The organism is Erwinia sp. S43 (assembly GCF_016624745.1).
Lineage (GTDB): Bacteria > Pseudomonadota > Gammaproteobacteria > Enterobacterales > Enterobacteriaceae > Erwinia > Erwinia coffeiphila.
Genome location: NZ_JACVTX010000031.1, coordinates 19,271 through 34,871, shown reverse-complemented (window position 1 = coordinate 34,871; position 15,601 = coordinate 19,271). Strand labels below are relative to the sequence as shown.

Below are 15,601 nucleotides of genomic sequence, written 5' to 3'. Positions count from 1 at the left end.
TTTACCTAAAAAGTGGGAAAATTCACTCTTTGTGTTAAACTATTCGCCCGCCAGTGCAGTAAACTGGCGATCGGATAGGATTTTTTTGCGAGATAATGCGATGATCAAACAACGGACATTAAAACGTATTGTTCAGACGACTGGCGTCGGTTTACACACCGGCAAAAAAGTCACGCTGACGTTACGCCCTGCGCCGGCTAATACCGGGGTCATCTATCGCCGCACTGACTTGAATCCACCGGTAGATTTTCCGGCTGATGCAAAATCCGTGCGTGATACCATGCTCTGTACTTGCCTGGTGAATGAGCATGACGTGCGTATTTCGACAGTCGAACATCTGAACGCTGCCCTTGCCGGCCTCGGCATCGATAATATTGTGGTGGAAGTTAACGCGCCTGAAATTCCTATTATGGACGGTAGCGCCGCACCCTTTATCTATCTGCTGATGGATGCCGGTATTGAAGAACTGAATAGCGCGAAGAAATTTGTCCGCATCAAACAGCCTGTCCGGGTTGAAGACGGCGACAAATGGGCCGAGCTTTCGCCGCATAATGGTTTCTCTTTGGATTTCACCATTGATTTTAACCATCCGGCAATCGACTCCAGCTCTCAGCGCTACCGCATGGACTTCTCTGCTGAAGCCTTTGCGCGTCAGATCAGCCGTGCTCGTACTTTCGGTTTTATGCGTGATATCGAAGCGCTGCAGTCTCGTGGCCTGTGCCTGGGCGGCAGTTTTGACTGTGCAATCGTGGTGGATGACTACCGCGTATTGAACGAAGACGGTTTACGCTTCGAAGACGAATTCGTACGTCACAAAATGCTCGACGCGATCGGTGACCTGTACATGTGTGGCCATAACATTATTGGTGCGTTTACCGCATTCAAATCGGGTCATGCATTGAACAACAAGTTACTGCAGGCGGTTCTGGCTAAGCAAGAAGCGTGGGAATGGGCAACGTTTGAACACGAAGCTGAACTCCCGGTGACATTCAAAGCACCAAATCTGGTTCTGGCGTAAGCCATAACCACTCTAACGACTGGTTGAGCTGGTACTCTCTCCGGCCAGCGAGGCCAGTCGTTCTAATATCTTTTTAAGTTTTTCCGGGCTTTGGCTCGCGACACTGCGTAAAATCTCCGCACTATGTTCACTCAACTGCCTCACTGGCGGTTTTTCTGCTTTCTGCGCCTGAATGCTGCTTTCTTGAACGGATTCATGTCCTTTTGCCGCGAGGGAAGGATTAATCCTGATGTCGATCGACGTCAATGATGGTAATATTTGGGCACGTAATGCTGACAGCAGGCTGGATTGCTCATAGCGTAAACGCATCAACCAGCTGGCGTTAGCCGTTTCGATCACCAGAATTCCCTGGCGAAAATTAGCCACACGGCACCAGGGATGCAGCTGAGCGGGAATAACTCCCTGCACTGCGCGATTCAGCTTATTCAGGGCAATCGCGCGCTGCTGAATATTTTGCAGCATGCTTTTATCCTGGGCCTGGTCGAAATAACTTTCAATTGATTGTGGGCGACTATCACGCATAGTTAGCTCCGGCGGAACACAGTGATCGGTATTCTAAATCGTTGGCGACAATTTGGCAGACGCTATTTCTGGCCGCATCTCCTGTTGGGGATGGTCGCGGCGAGTCTCGGCCTGCCTCAGGCGTCAGCGCATGACCGCACTACCTTAGCAGAAACCTCTTCCAGAAGCCTGAATATCGGCAGCGCTGCGCGTTTTGACAGCCTGGCGCTGTTACAGGAAAGCGTTCGCCGCCCTTCATTTAGCGTAGACTACTGGCATCAACATGCGATTCGTACGGTCATCCGCCACCTGTCGTTTGCCCTTACGCCTTCTGTCGTTCCGGCTGCTGAAGAAGCTCAGCCGTTGCAGGCGCAAAAGCTGGCTCTGCTGGATACACTTAACGCGCTACTGACACATGAGGCCCGGCCTCCGGTCATTATTCGCCGTACCGATCCGCGTGAAGTGGCTGTTCTTCCGTCTCATCATATCGGCCTGTGGCTGGCCCAGGTTCGCGGTATTCGTGCCGGACCCTCTCTTCTCAGCTAAATTCATATAAAAATCGTTAATAATCAAACAGTATGACCGCGGCAAAAAGCCGTGGCTGAGAGAAATTACTTATTATGTTTACAAAATTACTGACTAAAGTTTTTGGTAGCAGCAATGACCGCACCCTGCGTCGCATGCGCAAAGTCGTTGAGCAGATTGGTAAAATGGAACCGGATTTCCAGAAGCTAACCGATGAAGAGCTGAAAGCGAAAACCGGCGAGTTCCGTGCCCGCCTGGAAAAAGGTGAAGTGCTGGAAAACCTGATCCCGGAAGCCTTCGCTACCGTACGTGAAGCCAGCCGTCGCGTGTTCGGTATGCGCCACTTCGACGTCCAGCTGCTGGGCGGTATGGTACTGAACGATCGCTGCATCGCCGAGATGCGTACCGGTGAGGGTAAAACCCTGACGGCAACCCTGCCGGCCTACCTCAATGCCCTGAGCGGCAAAGGGGTTCACGTGGTAACCGTCAACGACTACCTGGCTCAGCGTGACGCCGAAAACAACCGTGGGCTGTTCGAATTCCTTGGGCTGAGTATCGGTATCAACCTGCCGGGTATGCCTGCACCAGCCAAGCGTGCCGCCTATGCTGCGGATATCACCTACGGTACCAACAACGAATACGGTTTTGACTACCTGCGTGACAACATGGCGTTCAGCCCGGAAGAGCGCGTACAGCGTAAGTTGAACTATGCGCTGGTGGATGAGGTGGACTCAATCCTGATCGATGAAGCGCGTACACCGCTGATTATCTCCGGTCCTGCGGAAGACAGCTCAGAACTGTACATCAAGGTTAACAAAATCATTCCTCACCTGATCCGTCAGGAGAAAGAAGACTCCGACTCATTCCAGGGCGAAGGTCATTTCTCTGTTGATGAAAAAGCGCGTCAGGTTCACCTGACCGAGCGTGGGCTGGTGACGATTGAAGGGCTGATGGTCAGCGAAGGCATTATGGAAGAAGGCGAGTCCCTTTACTCACCGGGCAACATTATGATGATGCACCATGTGACCGCTGCGCTGCGTGCCCATGTGCTGTTCACCCGCGACGTTGACTACATCGTAAAAGACGGTGAGGTGATCATCGTTGATGAACACACCGGCCGTACCATGCAGGGGCGTCGCTGGTCTGACGGCCTGCATCAGGCGGTAGAAGCCAAAGAAGGCGTGGATATTCAGAACGAAAACCAGACGCTGGCTTCGATCACTTTCCAGAACTACTTCCGCCTTTATAACAAGCTGGCCGGTATGACCGGTACTGCGGATACCGAAGCGTTTGAATTCAGCTCGATCTACAAGCTGGATACCATTGTTGTACCAACCAACCGTCCAATGGTGCGTAAAGATCTTCCTGACCTGGTCTACATGACCGAGAAAGAGAAAATTGATGCGATCATTGAGGACATCCGCGAACGTACCGCTAATGGTCAGCCGGTGCTGGTCGGTACTATCTCGATTGAAAAATCAGAAGTGGTTTCCAACGAGCTGACCCGTGCGGGCATCAAACACGAAGTTCTGAACGCCAAGTTCCACGCCCGTGAAGCGGATATCGTAGCGCAGGCCGGTCAACCGGGTGCGGTAACTATCGCCACCAACATGGCCGGTCGTGGTACAGACATTGTGCTGGGCGGCAGCTGGCAGGCCGAAGTTGCCGAGCTCGTGGAGCCAACTCAGGAACAGATCGACGCGATTAAGAGTGCCTGGCAGATCCGTCATGATGCGGTACTGGCTTCCGGTGGTTTGCATATTATCGGTACCGAGCGCCATGAATCTCGCCGTATTGATAACCAGCTGCGCGGTCGTTCTGGTCGTCAGGGTGATAATGGTTCATCCCGTTTCTATCTGTCGATGGAAGATGCTCTGATGCGTATTTTCGCCTCTGACCGCGTTTCCAATATGATGCGTAAACTGGGGATGAAGCCGGGCGAAGCGATTGAGCACCCATGGGTGACCAAAGCGATTGCCAACGCGCAGCGCAAAGTGGAAAGCCGCAACTTCGATATTCGTAAGCAGCTGCTTGAATATGATGACGTAGCTAACGACCAGCGCCGTGCTATCTACACCCAGCGTAACGAACTGCTGGATGTTTCCGACGTGTCAGAAACTATTATCAGTATTCGCGAAGATGTCTTTAAAGCCACCCTCGACAGCTACATTCCACCGCAGTCGCTGGAAGAGATGTGGGATATTCCTGGCCTGCAGGAGCGTCTGAAAGCTGATTTCGACCTCGATCTGCCGATTAGCGAATGGCTGGATAAAGAACCAGATCTGCATGAAGAAACGCTGCGCGATCGTATTATGGACCAGGCGAAAGAGCAGTATCAGCGTAAAGAAGAAGTCGTTGGCGCTGAAATGATGCGCAACTTCGAAAAAGGCGTGATGCTGCAAACGCTGGACTCACTGTGGAAAGAGCACCTGGCCGCTATGGACTACCTGCGTCAGGGCATCCATCTGCGTGGTTATGCGCAGAAGGATCCGAAGCAGGAGTACAAGCGTGAATCCTTTGCCATGTTTGCCGCGATGCTGGAGTCGCTGAAGTATGAAGTTATCAGCACGCTGAGCAAGGTTCAGGTACGTATGCCGGAAGAAGTTGAGCAGATGGAAGAACAGCGCCGTCAGGAAGCTGAACGCCTGGCTCAGCAGCAGCATCTCAGCCATGTCGATGATGAAACTGAAGCCGCTCAGGAACTCGCTGCGCAGACCGGTGAGCGTAAAGTGGGCCGTAACGACCTCTGCCCGTGTGGTTCAGGTAAAAAATATAAACAGTGTCACGGCCGTCTGGCGTAATTTGCCAGCCAGCTAAACGCTGAAACAGGGCCGGGTGATTACCCGGCTTTTTTTGTCTGAAGGAAAAGTAAGAAAGAATAAGTAAAGAGGGAGCGAAGGTCGGAGAATGATCCTTATGCCACGTTTCTGGAAATAAACAGAATAAGCCCCGCAGCGGCGAGTCCTGGCCCGAAGGGAAAGGGGGCTGATAACGAGCGCCGGTAAATCAGACGGCTGGCACAAAGCCAGATAAGGCTGCTGAGTGATGCCAGCAGTAACAGCAGCGGTAAGGCCTGCCAGCCCAACCAGGCACCTAAGGCTGCCAGCAGCTTGGCATCACCCAGTCCCAGCGCCTCTTTCCCCCGCAGCAGGCGATAGCCATACGCAAGCAGCCACAGCACCAGATAGCCGACCAGTGCGCCGATCACGCTCTGCTGTAATGAAATATGCGGCAGGCAGTGGAGGAGCTGAAACAGCATACCCAGCCATAACAGCGGAAGCGTCAGTAAATCGGGCAACAGCTGATGTTCAATATCGATCAGGGTCAGTGCCAACAGTAGCCAGACAAGTATCCATGAGGCGATCAGCGTTCCTCCTGGTGGCAACAGTGCGGCCATCATTACCCACAACAGCATGCAGCTTAATTCGACCAGCGGATAACGGCACGATATGGCATGCGAACAGTAGCGGCAACGTCCCCGTAGGATCAGCCAGCTAAAAAGAGGGATAGTGTCAAAGCAGCTAAGCTGATGTGCACATAGCGGACAATGAGATCGTGGCAGCCACAGATTATAGCCGTCCTCCTGATGCTTGATCATGTGCGGCAGGCGATAAACCACCACATTGAGCAGACTGCCAAAGCAGATCCCCAGCAGCGCAGCGAAAAAGAACAGAGCGGAATTATTCATCAGGTAACTCCTTTTACCTTTTATCCGGGGCGATAAGCCTGTTACTGCGTTACTGCGTTACTGCGTTACTGCGTTACTGCGTTACTGCGTTACTGCAGTGGTTGAGTGAAGCTATCGCCATTTATCCGTCAGGTACAGCATAAATGGCGGCTTTATTGCGGCTATGGAAACCCGATCGCAGCTTCTCTTCGTTTTTACATTCATGTTGTTAGATAAATACGATCAGAGCCACAAACATACACAGGATAAAAGCATTCTGCGTAATTGATGATTGTGAAAAATACGGTGAACGCATTAACTGCTCTGATAGTGCAACATTGTTGTGCTGTGTATTAGGTGTATTTATTACCGTATTCTCAATACCCATATCAGAATCTGAATTGATTGCGCTTACTTCCTGCTTCACTGATGTATATTCTTCAACAGGTGCTTTTGCCAGCGTTTTCCACTGATTCTCATTTAATTTCAAACCATAATACGGTACGGTAATCAGCAAATTTGCGGGTAAGCTATTACGATGTAACAAAGCTCTGATCTGGAATGTCAGTTGATGATAATTGTTGTCACTAATTCGCTGGTGGTTTTCGTACCAAACGATATTGATAATATCCCGCTTGGTGTAGACTTTCTTAATCAGACATACGAGTAAACGTTTTTGTGCTTCATTTAAATCGATGCTGAGCTGGCGCGATGCTATCTCTAGAGTATTAGTATTACAGTTAACAATTACACCTTCAGATAACTCCAGCGTATCGTGATTAAGTATTTCAATACATTCTTCAGTGCTAAACATGATGTAATCCTTATGCGTTGATGTTTTCAATGCCGATAATGCTAATTTTAAGTGTTATTGCTTGCAAGGGGGAGGATTTATTAAGACGTGATTAATAATAAATTAATGTGTTTATCTTATTGTTTTTAAAATGATTGATTGTGATTTCCTGATGTTGTTTAATAATAAATTAAAAAGAATATTATTGGTTTTTTTTATCTTTTTTCATAATGACTTTCATTTTTCCATGGTGGTTTAATACATTTTTATATGCTTTTTGTTCATCTTTTAATGAAGTCGGGGCTTACTGGCTTTGACTGAATTCTCTACAGGGAACATACACTGAAATCATGAGAAGAGTGTTGCGGATGCACCAGGGTAAATGCTAATGTTTAACAGGTTTTTCTATCAGAGTGATAATTATGAAGTATCTGCACATTGCTGTGGGGATTATACGTGATGCACAGCAGCGTATTTTTTTGACTCAGCGTTCGGCTGATTCTCATATGGCAAATAAATGGGAGTTTGCTGGCGGGAAGTTGGAGTCTGGTGAAACGGCTGAACAGGCATTAAAGCGTGAGCTGAATGAAGAAGTCGGCATTGACGCGATTAGTTTTCTCCCCTTTATGACAATTGAACATCAATTTGACGATCGGCACGTGACAATCGATTTCTTTATTGTGGAAGAATGGCTGGGTGAACCCTATGGACGGGAAGGTCAACCACAGCGTTGGGTGGCTCAAAGTGAACTGGTGGCTGAAGAATTTCCACCGGCTAATGCTGAAGTTATTGCTCGTCTGAAAGCCAGCGCGTAAAACGCCAGGTAATATTCGACGAGCTATAACATTAAACTAGCCGTTATCGGAATTCGTCTTGCTGCTCACTCCAGTCATCGCTATCGTTTCGATCGCTATGGCTGGGGATATATTTCTCTTCAGCAGCCCATTCACCTAAATCAATCAGCTGACAGCGCTTGCTGCAGAAAGGGCGCCATGTGCTTTGTTGATCCCAGATCACCTGTTTACCGCAGGTGGGGCAATCAACCATCGTTACGTCACTCATTTTTTATAACCTTAACAACAGGCCAGCTCGAAATCGAGACGGGCAGGGACTTCACCATTTTCACTGTCCAGCGGCAGGAAGCGAATGGCATAACGGCTCTTATGGCCGGAAACTTGGGGATATAGCGAATCCTCAAGCTTTAACTGTAAACGCAGCAGATCGGAGCTTTCGGCGTTGTCCTGAAAGAACCCATTCAAACTGGTGTGATTGCGGAAGATCCCTGCCTGGCGAATCAGGTCAAGAATGGTGGTGAGTGCAGCTCGAATCGGTTCCAGCGAACTGAGCCACTTACTGACCTGGCGATCGCGCACCGATTGTTCAACGTGCAGCCAGATGTGCAACGTCGGGAGATCAAAACTACAGCATCCACCGGGAATGCTTAAACGCTGACGGACCAGACCGATCATCCGATCTTCACGTAGAGCCTGTCCCATCCGCGGTGCAGCCATCAGCGCATCGTTGCGCTTTCTGAGGTCGCTGCTCAGGGCATTGACTAAGGTGATATCAACACCGGGCAGTTCAGCCCATGAACGCAACTTCTGCTGCTGCCGTTCCAGTTCTTTTAAAATTTCGGTTCTTAACTCGCCGCGTTCAAAAACGTCCAGCAGTTCTGCCGCATTGCGAAAAAAAGTCAGTGCGCCAAGATGGTCAACAATATTCTGGCTTGCGGATAGCTGCTTGAGTAAGAACTCAATGCGTAGCCAGGTGCGCATTTTTTCATTCAGTGGGTATTCAAAAAGAACCGTTGTGCTCATGCTGTTAATCCCGATCTTTTGCCGCAGCCAGTGCGATGTAGCGCTGGTTAAGTACGGCAACATGCGCTATCACCTCTTCCGGCGACGCGCTGTTATCAATAATGTCATCAGCCACCGCCAGGCGCTCATCGCGTGAAGCCTGGGCGGCCAAAATGTTTTCAGCCTGTTCACGACTGATATTGTCGCGAGCCGTGGTGCGGATCAGTTGGGTTTCTCGATCCACATCAACAACCAAAACCCGGTCAGCCAGGCGTTGTAGTCCATTTTCTACCAGTAGCGGGACAACCCACAAACACCATGCAGAACGTGCTAATGCTAACTGTCGTTGTGTCTCTGCGTGGATAAGAGGGTGTAACAAATTGTTAACCCAGTTTTTCTCTATGCCAGAATTAAAAATGATATGGCGTAACGCCGATCGGTTCAGGCCGCCGGTTGGCAACAGAACATCGTCACCAAACCTTTCCTGCAAGGCCAACAGCGCCGGTTGACCGGGCTCGACCACCTGACGGGCAATGATATCGGCATCAATAACGTCAATGCCCAGCTGCGCAAAGGCATTGGCCACGGTACTTTTCCCGCTGCCGATCCCGCCGGTCAGCGCTACGGTGTAAGGCATAGCTTGATTCTCGCTCCCTTGCAACGGTACATCTGCAACGTCACCGGGCTTTTACAATGCGGAAGACGGCAAATATGAGGCACAGATCACAAGAGATATTTACAGGTAAATTTATCGGATTGTAGCGTAAATATTTCATGTTTCGCAGTCTTGTCGACGCGTTTTTAGCGCGTATGATAACGTCACTGGAACTGGCATTCAGCCTGTGATCGGAGATCTCCCCGGAAAGGGGACATTTCTGAATCAACGCCATAAACCAGGAAAATCGTTATGCGTATTGAAGAAGATATCAAGTTAGGCTTCAAAGATGTCCTCATTCGGCCTAAGCGTTCAACGCTACAAAGCCGTTCTCAGGTGGAACTGGAACGTCAGTTTACCTTCAAGCATTCGGGTATTGCCTGGTCAGGTGTACCGATTATCGCCGCCAATATGGATACCGTTGGTACCTTCAGCATGGCGGAGGCGCTGGCTTCTTTCGATGTTCTCACCGCGGTGCATAAGCATTACAGCGTTGAGCAGTGGAGCCAGTTTATCGCCCGGGTGCCGCAGTCTGTGCTGCAACATGTCATGGTTTCAACCGGTACCTCTGCTGAAGACTTCAATAAACTGCAGAAAATTCTCGCACTTTCACCTCATTTGAACTTCATCTGTATTGATGTTGCCAATGGTTATTCAGAGCATTTTGTTACGTTTCTTAAACGGGCGCGAGAAGCCTGCCCTGGCAAAACGATCTGTGCCGGAAATGTGGTAACCGGTGAAATGGTGGAAGAACTTATCCTTTCCGGTGCCGATATTGTAAAGGTTGGCATCGGGCCGGGTTCAGTCTGCACTACGCGGGTAAAAACCGGCGTCGGTTATCCGCAGCTTTCCGCCGTTATTGAGTGCGCCGATGCCGCACACGGCCTGGGCGGACAGATCGTCAGCGATGGTGGCTGTTCCGTACCGGGCGATGTTGCTAAAGCTTTTGGCGGTGGCGCGGACTTCGTCATGCTGGGCGGGATGCTTGCCGCTCATGATGAGTGCGAGGGCGAAATCATTGAAGAGAACGGCGAGCAGTTTATGCTGTTTTACGGCATGAGTTCTGAGTCTGCGATGAAACGCCACGTCGGCGGCGTAGCGCAGTATCGTGCAGCAGAAGGTAAAACCGTTAAACTGCCGCTGCGTGGTCCGGTTGAACTGACCGCCCGTGACATACTGGGTGGCTTACGCTCGGCTTGCACCTACGTTGGTGCGGAACGACTGAAAGAGCTGACCAAACGCACAACGTTTATTCGCGTTGCCGAGCAGGAAAACCGCGTTTTTAACCGCTAGCGGTCGTCGTTGAACCTCCCTGCGTTGATGGAAAAGGGAGGTTCAGCCCAGCGCATCCCCAAGGCGAAATACCGGCAAATACATTGCCACCACCAGCGTTCCTACGATAATACCAATCACCACCATCATCATTGGTTCCAGTGCCGCCGCAAGCGTATCGGCCAACTGGTGTGTCTCGGCCTCATGCCAGCTGGCAAGTCGGGTCAGCATCGCATCCAGCGATCCAGACTCTTCACCCACCTTGATAAGCTGGTAGCACAGAGGCGTAAACAGACAGTGTGGTTTCAGCGCCTGGTGCAAAGGATTACCTGAGGCAATATGCTGCTGAAGCTTAACGATGGCTTCCTGCCAGAGTAATGCACTGACCGTTTTCTCTACCGCCTGTAGGCTTTGCAATAAAGTCAGACCCGCGTGCTGAGTCAGCGCCAGGGTCGTGTAAATCTGGCTGAGCTGGCTGCCCCGATAAAGCGGTGATAATAACGGAGTCTTCAGCAGAAGCCTTTGTTCAACTCTTTGCCAGTTCGGGATGTTTTTACGCTGCCTGCGATAGAACATGCCAGCAGCGATGACCGGCACTATCAGCAGCGGTGCCTGCTGCTGTAACCATTCTGAAAAGGCAATCACCGCCGCGGTAAAGGCAGGCAGTGGCGCATCAAAAGTCTGATAGATTGCGACAAATTCCGGCAGCACAAAAATCAGCATGCCGATGCTCACCAGTAGCGCGATGGCCAGAATAAACAGCGGATAGCGCAGCGCTTTCTTCACTTTTTGCTGCAACAGCTGCTGCCGTTCCTGCTGCTGTGCAAGACGCAGGCAGCATTCATCCAGCTCGCCTGTGAGTTCACCGATATGAATCAGCGCAGGATAGAGTGGCGAGAACACATCTGGCCACTCCCGTAGTGCTGATGAAAATGGCTCGCCGTGCGTTATCTTCTCCTGCAGGTTTAGCAGGAGTGCCCGCCAGCCTGAATCGGGATGGCCTTCAGCGAGCAGCTGAAGCCCACTGACCAGTGGCATTCCCGCTTTTAACAGCGTTGCAAGTTGACGGATGAAGGCGATTTTATGTTGCCACCGCCAGTCACCAGCACGGTAGCGGCGACCGCGGGAAATTTTTAACGGTAGCTGTTTCATACCGACGATTTCATCAACGACCCTGGCAGAATCTGGCGCAAAGCCGCAGCCGCTGTGAATGGCACCATTATCGTCGATCGCCTGCCAGCGAAATAAATAGCGCCTGCTCATCCCGGTCCTCCGGTCACTCGCGTCAACTCTTCGAGTGTTGTCTCTCCTCTATTTACGCAGTGCAGCCCGCCGACGAATAAAGGTTCCATACCCTGTTGGAGAGCTAACTTTGCCAGTGCTTCCGGGCTGGCATTCTGCGCAAGGGCATTTTGCAGTGATGGAAAAACGGGCAGCATCTCAAACAGCGCCAGCCGACCGTAATATCCTGAAAAGCAGCGTTCACACCCAACGGCTCGCCAGTTCTGCACCGTTCCCGGCCAGATATCGCTGGGAAAATGCGCCAGTGCTTCCGCTGGCTCGCGGCAGTGCGAACAGAGCTTCCTCACCAGGCGCTGCGCAACGATCAGTTTGAGTGCGGAGGCCAGCATATAACCCGGAACACCCATCTGCCCCATGCGAACCAGCGTTTCCGTGGTGGAGTTAGTGTGCAGGGTAGAGAGCACCAGATGCCCGGTTTGCGCGGCTTTGACGGCTATTTCAGCCGTTTCAGCGTCGCGGATTTCCCCCAGCATAATCACGTCCGGGTCCTGGCGAAGCAGCGCCCTCAGCACAAGATTGAAACTCAACCCGGAACGCGTGTGGATCTGGGTCTGATTGACTCCCGCAAGCGGGATCTCTACAGGGTCCTCTACGCTGCACAGATTGCGGCTGGGTGCATTAAGCCAGCTCAGGCCGCTGTAAAGCGTAAACGTCTTGCCGCTGCCGGTAGGGCCGGTCACCAAAATTAACCCCTGTGGTTTAGAGAGCGCGCTACGGTAGTGTTTTAGCAACGTCGCAGGCATGCCGAGTTTTTCCAGTGATATTGCCTGTTCATCACTTTGCAGTAGTCGTATTACTGCTTTTTCTCCGCAGCGCGTGGGCAGGGTCGATAACCGGAAAGACTCGGTTTTATCGGCAAGCACCAGCGAAAACTGGCCATCCTGCGGGACTCGCCGTTCAGCGATATCCAGACTGGCAAGTATTTTAAGCCGGGCGATTAGCGGCGCGCTGCCCTCACTGAGAACCATTGCCTGCTGTAAAACGCCGTCCACCCTTATCCTGATCCGCAGACCGTGCTCCTGGGGTTCAATATGCACATCGGAAGCGCGTTTTTGCAGTGCCATACTCAGCAGTTGGTTAACTCTGTCTACTGCGCCAGCGCCTGCCTCATCAGTGCGCTCTGCCCCTTCCTGGGGTCCCTGATTACGGTGTAAATATTGCTCGAGCCGTGCCTGCGGCCAGCATTCCACGTCGATTACGCCAGGTGTGAGAAAACGCAGTTCCGTCATCATCTCGTGCGGTGGCGTACCGGACAGCGCAATGTGCAGGCGCTGGTGACTGAACTCAACGATTGCGGCCTGATAGCGCTCGCAGATGGCTTCAACGGCACGCTGGCTGGCGCTAATCATTGTTTCTGCTCCTGTTCAAAGCGGAACAGGTCCTCACAGGCTTCCTTTAATCCACTGCTGTCGCTGGTGCAGCTACGTTGCCAGCTGAGATAGCCGTCGCTGCTGTCCCACTGTGGTGTTAATGTCACGTTCAACCCTTTCAGGCTTTCCTGACCGGTGAGCGAGATAATGCCTGCGCTTATCGTTATCGCAGAAACGTAGCGCGAAGTTCGCGTTGAAGGTACACCCTGACTGCCAGCATCACAGCCGGTAATGCCGCCGTGCTCAATCGCACATAGCTCAACACCGGTTTTATACGGCATAGCCGTTTGCAGCATGTCTGTCAGTGCAGCCTTCTGCAGGTAGTTCTGGTATGCGGGCAGGCCAATCGCACTCAATATGGCGACAATGGCAATAACGATCATCAATTCAATCAACGTAAATCCCTGCTGGCTCATGGTAAGTCTCCTTGTGGTTAACAGGAGGCACCATAATCCTGAATAAAAACGTGGAATAGCGGCAAAGCAGGCAATTCAGAGGCTGATTCAAAACAATTAAATGGGGTAGCTTTGTTGCATAAAAGGTTTGCGGCAAGTACCGCAGTTTGTCCCTTAAGGGCTTTTGAGGGACAGGCGCAAGGCGTATCTTTCGCCACTCCCGGCCATGTATTTCAGGCCGAAGGGCACCAGTTAAAGGGATTTCAGGGATAAAAAAGGTCAGCACAAAAGGCTGACCAGGGGAGGTATATGGAAAGCGGCAGAGGCTTAACGAAAACGCATCGACAGATCCAGCGCCCGCACGTGCTTGGTCAGTGCGCCAACAGAAATATAGTTGACCCCGGTTTCGGCAAAGGTCCGCAGCGTTTCATCGGTGACGTTGCCAGACACTTCCAGCAGCGATCGGTTATTGCTCAGAGTGACGGCTGCGCGCATCTGCTCAACGCTGAAATTATCCAGCATGATAATGTCTGCGCCAGCATCCAACGCCTGTTCCAGTTCGTCCAGGGACTCGACTTCAACTTCAACCGGCACGTCCGGGTGCAGCCAGAATGCTTTTTCAACCGCTTTGGCAATCGAACCACAGGCGATAATGTGGTTCTCTTTAATCAGGAAAGCATCGGACAGGCCAAGTCGATGGTTAGCACCACCTCCGCACAGCACGGCATACTTCAGCGCTGTGCGCAGTCCCGGCAGCGTCTTTCGTGTGTCCAGCAGCTGAGTGTGTGTGCCTTCCAGCAGGGCAACATAGCGGCTAACCTCCGTTGCCACACCGGAAAGCGTTTGAACAAAGTTCAGCGCTGTGCGTTCCGCCGTCAGGATCAGCTGCGCCGGGCCGCTAACCTCAAACAGCGTCTGGTTGGCGGTAATCGCATCCCCATCGGCAACGTGCCAGGTAATTTGCGTTTTATTCCCCAGCTGGATAAACACCTCTTCAACCCAACGTTTGCCGCAGAAGATCCCCGGTTCACGGGTGATCACCACCGCGTGAGCCTGGGTATCCTCTGGCAGCAGGCCAGCAGTGATGTCTTTGCAGGGATCGACTTCGCCACCAAGGTCTTCACGCAGCGCCTGGGCGACGGCAGGGGGAATATCGTCCTCAATACGCTCCATCAACTCGATACGGCGGTTATCAGGATCGTAACGGCGGGATGTCATGATTTAACTCCGAAAGGTCGGGTAACAGATATTGCCATGCTAGCCTGTTTTTCCCCCGTTTGTCAGCCATCGGTGGGGCCTGTTACCCGACATTTTCTTATCGACTCCGGTGCCAGAAACATCGGTATTCGCTCTACTCTGGCGTTAACCCGACTGGCTACCGAGTAGAAAGGGAGATATGCCCAACGCGATAGCTCTCTGTACTCGGGGCATCGTCAAACGGCAGTTCGCTTAGCTCAAAGCAGAGCCGCCGCCACTGCTGTACATCCCAGGCAAGGATGCGGGTGATACCGGCTGCTGGTTCGGGGAGGTTGCTGATTTGGCTTAAATCGCTGTCTGCGGCAATGGGCACGATCTCTCGTCGGGCAAAGGCGGACCGTTGCAAAGTGCTACCCGGACGGAAGCCCAACACCGGCCAGCAGTCGATAGCGGGCCTGCCGAAGTCTGTAACCAGTTTTTTGAATCCGTTGCTTTGTAAAAAACGGGCCATGCCAGCGCTGTCGTGCCACAAATAGAACGGCGCGTAGAGGGGGGGGCTGGCCGTCTGCGGGTCGCGACCGCAGGCATAGCACCAGGCTTTGATAACCAGGCCGGGAAAGTTATCCAGCAGGTGTCCGTTTTCCCGCACGCGATTTTCAATAATCGTCATGTCGTAATCGGTGGGCAGGCGAAAGCGATATTGCATGGCGATCATAGCGGCTGCTCCTGCGGCCAGTTGAACGGATTTCCGTTGGCAAATGACCAGTCTTCAGGCTGGCTGAAGCTCAGCGTGATCATCACATCTTCCGGGCGCACCGCTAGCTCAGTTGAAAGGCGTCGGGCAAGATTCTGATAGAAAAGATGTTTCTGCTCAACGCTGCGTGACCGGCCTGCGGTGATATGGAACCAGATGAATCCCTCTGAACGCGGTCCGCCAAGATAGTGACGAGGGAAAACACGCAGCCCGGGGGCATATTCATCAAACAGCTGGAAGCAGTCATCCTGCGGTACATCGAAGAAATCGACCAGCGTTTGGTGTAACAGAGTTGAAAGCGTTTGACGGAACGCCGCGGTTTTTCCAGCAGGCAGAGCGATACGGGTAAAGGGCAT

General features: G+C 51.9%; 17 protein-coding genes. 5 read left to right on the top strand and 12 right to left on the bottom strand.

The genetic code is table 11. The features are described from left to right. The first annotated feature begins 100 nt into the window (after positions 1-100). Complete coding sequence (lpxC, locus tag IBT47_RS23720; RefSeq protein ID WP_200563478.1) at positions 101-1,018, top strand: UDP-3-O-acyl-N-acetylglucosamine deacetylase; 918 nt, start codon at positions 101-103, stop codon at positions 1,016-1,018. Between the two features lie 12 nt (positions 1,019-1,030). On the opposite strand, the gene IBT47_RS23715 is transcribed toward lpxC, so the two are convergent. Beyond that, on the bottom strand, positions 1,031-1,540 hold the full coding sequence (locus tag IBT47_RS23715; RefSeq protein ID WP_105595359.1) for a DUF721 domain-containing protein: 510 nt from the start codon (positions 1,538-1,540) through the stop codon (positions 1,031-1,033). A 21-nt stretch (positions 1,541-1,561) separates the two neighbouring features. Here IBT47_RS23715 and secM point away from each other — a divergent pair, with 21 nt between their 5' ends. Both secM and secA read left to right on the top strand, forming a co-directional pair. Beyond that, entirely contained in the window at positions 1,562-2,065 is a 504-nt protein-coding gene (gene secM / locus IBT47_RS23710; RefSeq protein WP_200563462.1) for a secA translation cis-regulator SecM, read from the top strand. A gap of 74 nt (positions 2,066-2,139) precedes the next feature. Then, positions 2,140-4,845, top strand: a complete 2,706-nt coding sequence (secA, locus tag IBT47_RS23705; RefSeq protein ID WP_200563460.1) for a preprotein translocase subunit SecA — start codon at positions 2,140-2,142, stop codon at positions 4,843-4,845. Positions 4,846-4,958: 113 nt separating this feature from the next. Here the strand turns inward: secA and IBT47_RS23700 are convergent, their stop codons facing one another. Further along, entirely contained in the window at positions 4,959-5,735 is a 777-nt protein-coding gene (locus IBT47_RS23700) for an A24 family peptidase (protein WP_370569944.1), read from the bottom strand. Positions 5,736-5,940: 205 nt separating this feature from the next. After that, a complete protein-coding gene (locus IBT47_RS23695; RefSeq protein WP_200563456.1) occupies positions 5,941-6,525 on the bottom strand; it encodes a helix-turn-helix domain-containing protein in 585 nt (194 codons plus the stop codon). A gap of 401 nt (positions 6,526-6,926) precedes the next feature. On the opposite strand from IBT47_RS23695, the gene mutT reads away from it, so the two are divergent. After that, positions 6,927-7,319: an 8-oxo-dGTP diphosphatase MutT gene (gene mutT / locus IBT47_RS23690; protein ID WP_105595364.1), complete on the top strand. Its 393-nt coding sequence runs from the start codon at positions 6,927-6,929 to the stop codon at positions 7,317-7,319. Between the two features lie 43 nt (positions 7,320-7,362). Here mutT and yacG read toward each other — a convergent pair whose 3' ends face one another. Genes yacG through coaE form a run of 3 tightly spaced genes read right to left on the bottom strand, consistent with a single transcriptional unit; the run spans position 7,363 to position 8,937 of the window. Continuing rightward, positions 7,363-7,566: a DNA gyrase inhibitor YacG gene (gene yacG / locus IBT47_RS23685; RefSeq protein WP_200545192.1), complete on the bottom strand. Its 204-nt coding sequence runs from the start codon at positions 7,564-7,566 to the stop codon at positions 7,363-7,365. An 11-nt stretch (positions 7,567-7,577) separates the two neighbouring features. Next, the gene (gene zapD, locus IBT47_RS23680; RefSeq protein ID WP_200563455.1) at positions 7,578-8,321 is read right to left on the bottom strand and encodes a cell division protein ZapD; all 744 of its coding nucleotides are present in this window, start codon (positions 8,319-8,321) and stop codon (positions 7,578-7,580) included. A gap of 4 nt (positions 8,322-8,325) precedes the next feature. Then, positions 8,326-8,937, bottom strand: coding sequence for a dephospho-CoA kinase (gene coaE, locus IBT47_RS23675; protein ID WP_200563453.1), 612 nt, complete (start codon positions 8,935-8,937; stop codon positions 8,326-8,328). Between the two features lie 270 nt (positions 8,938-9,207). Between coaE and IBT47_RS23670 the strand changes: the two genes are divergently transcribed. Continuing rightward, positions 9,208-10,248 (top strand): GMP reductase, encoded by a 1,041-nt coding sequence (locus IBT47_RS23670; RefSeq protein ID WP_200563451.1) that lies wholly within the window; start codon positions 9,208-9,210, stop codon positions 10,246-10,248. A gap of 42 nt (positions 10,249-10,290) precedes the next feature. Here IBT47_RS23670 and hofC read toward each other — a convergent pair whose 3' ends face one another. From hofC to IBT47_RS23640, 6 genes are all read right to left on the bottom strand, one after another. Then, entirely contained in the window at positions 10,291-11,490 is a 1,200-nt protein-coding gene (gene hofC, locus IBT47_RS23665; RefSeq protein ID WP_200563449.1) for a protein transport protein HofC, read from the bottom strand. After that, positions 11,487-12,878, bottom strand: coding sequence for a type II secretion system protein GspE (gene gspE, locus IBT47_RS23660; protein WP_200563447.1), 1,392 nt, complete (start codon positions 12,876-12,878; stop codon positions 11,487-11,489). The genes hofC and gspE overlap by 4 nt, the downstream gene beginning before the upstream one ends. Then, a complete protein-coding gene (gene ppdD, locus IBT47_RS23655; protein WP_200563445.1) occupies positions 12,875-13,315 on the bottom strand; it encodes a prepilin peptidase-dependent pilin in 441 nt (146 codons plus the stop codon). The genes gspE and ppdD overlap by 4 nt, the downstream gene beginning before the upstream one ends. Before the next feature lie 306 nt (positions 13,316-13,621). Continuing rightward, positions 13,622-14,512 (bottom strand): carboxylating nicotinate-nucleotide diphosphorylase, encoded by an 891-nt coding sequence (gene nadC, locus IBT47_RS23650; RefSeq protein WP_200563443.1) that lies wholly within the window; start codon positions 14,510-14,512, stop codon positions 13,622-13,624. 157 nt (positions 14,513-14,669) lie between these two features. Beyond that, a complete protein-coding gene (locus IBT47_RS23645; RefSeq protein WP_200563441.1) occupies positions 14,670-15,206 on the bottom strand; it encodes a DUF4865 family protein in 537 nt (178 codons plus the stop codon). Further along, positions 15,203-15,601, bottom strand: a complete 399-nt coding sequence (locus IBT47_RS23640; protein WP_200563439.1) for a tautomerase family protein — start codon at positions 15,599-15,601, stop codon at positions 15,203-15,205. The genes IBT47_RS23645 and IBT47_RS23640 overlap by 4 nt, the downstream gene beginning before the upstream one ends.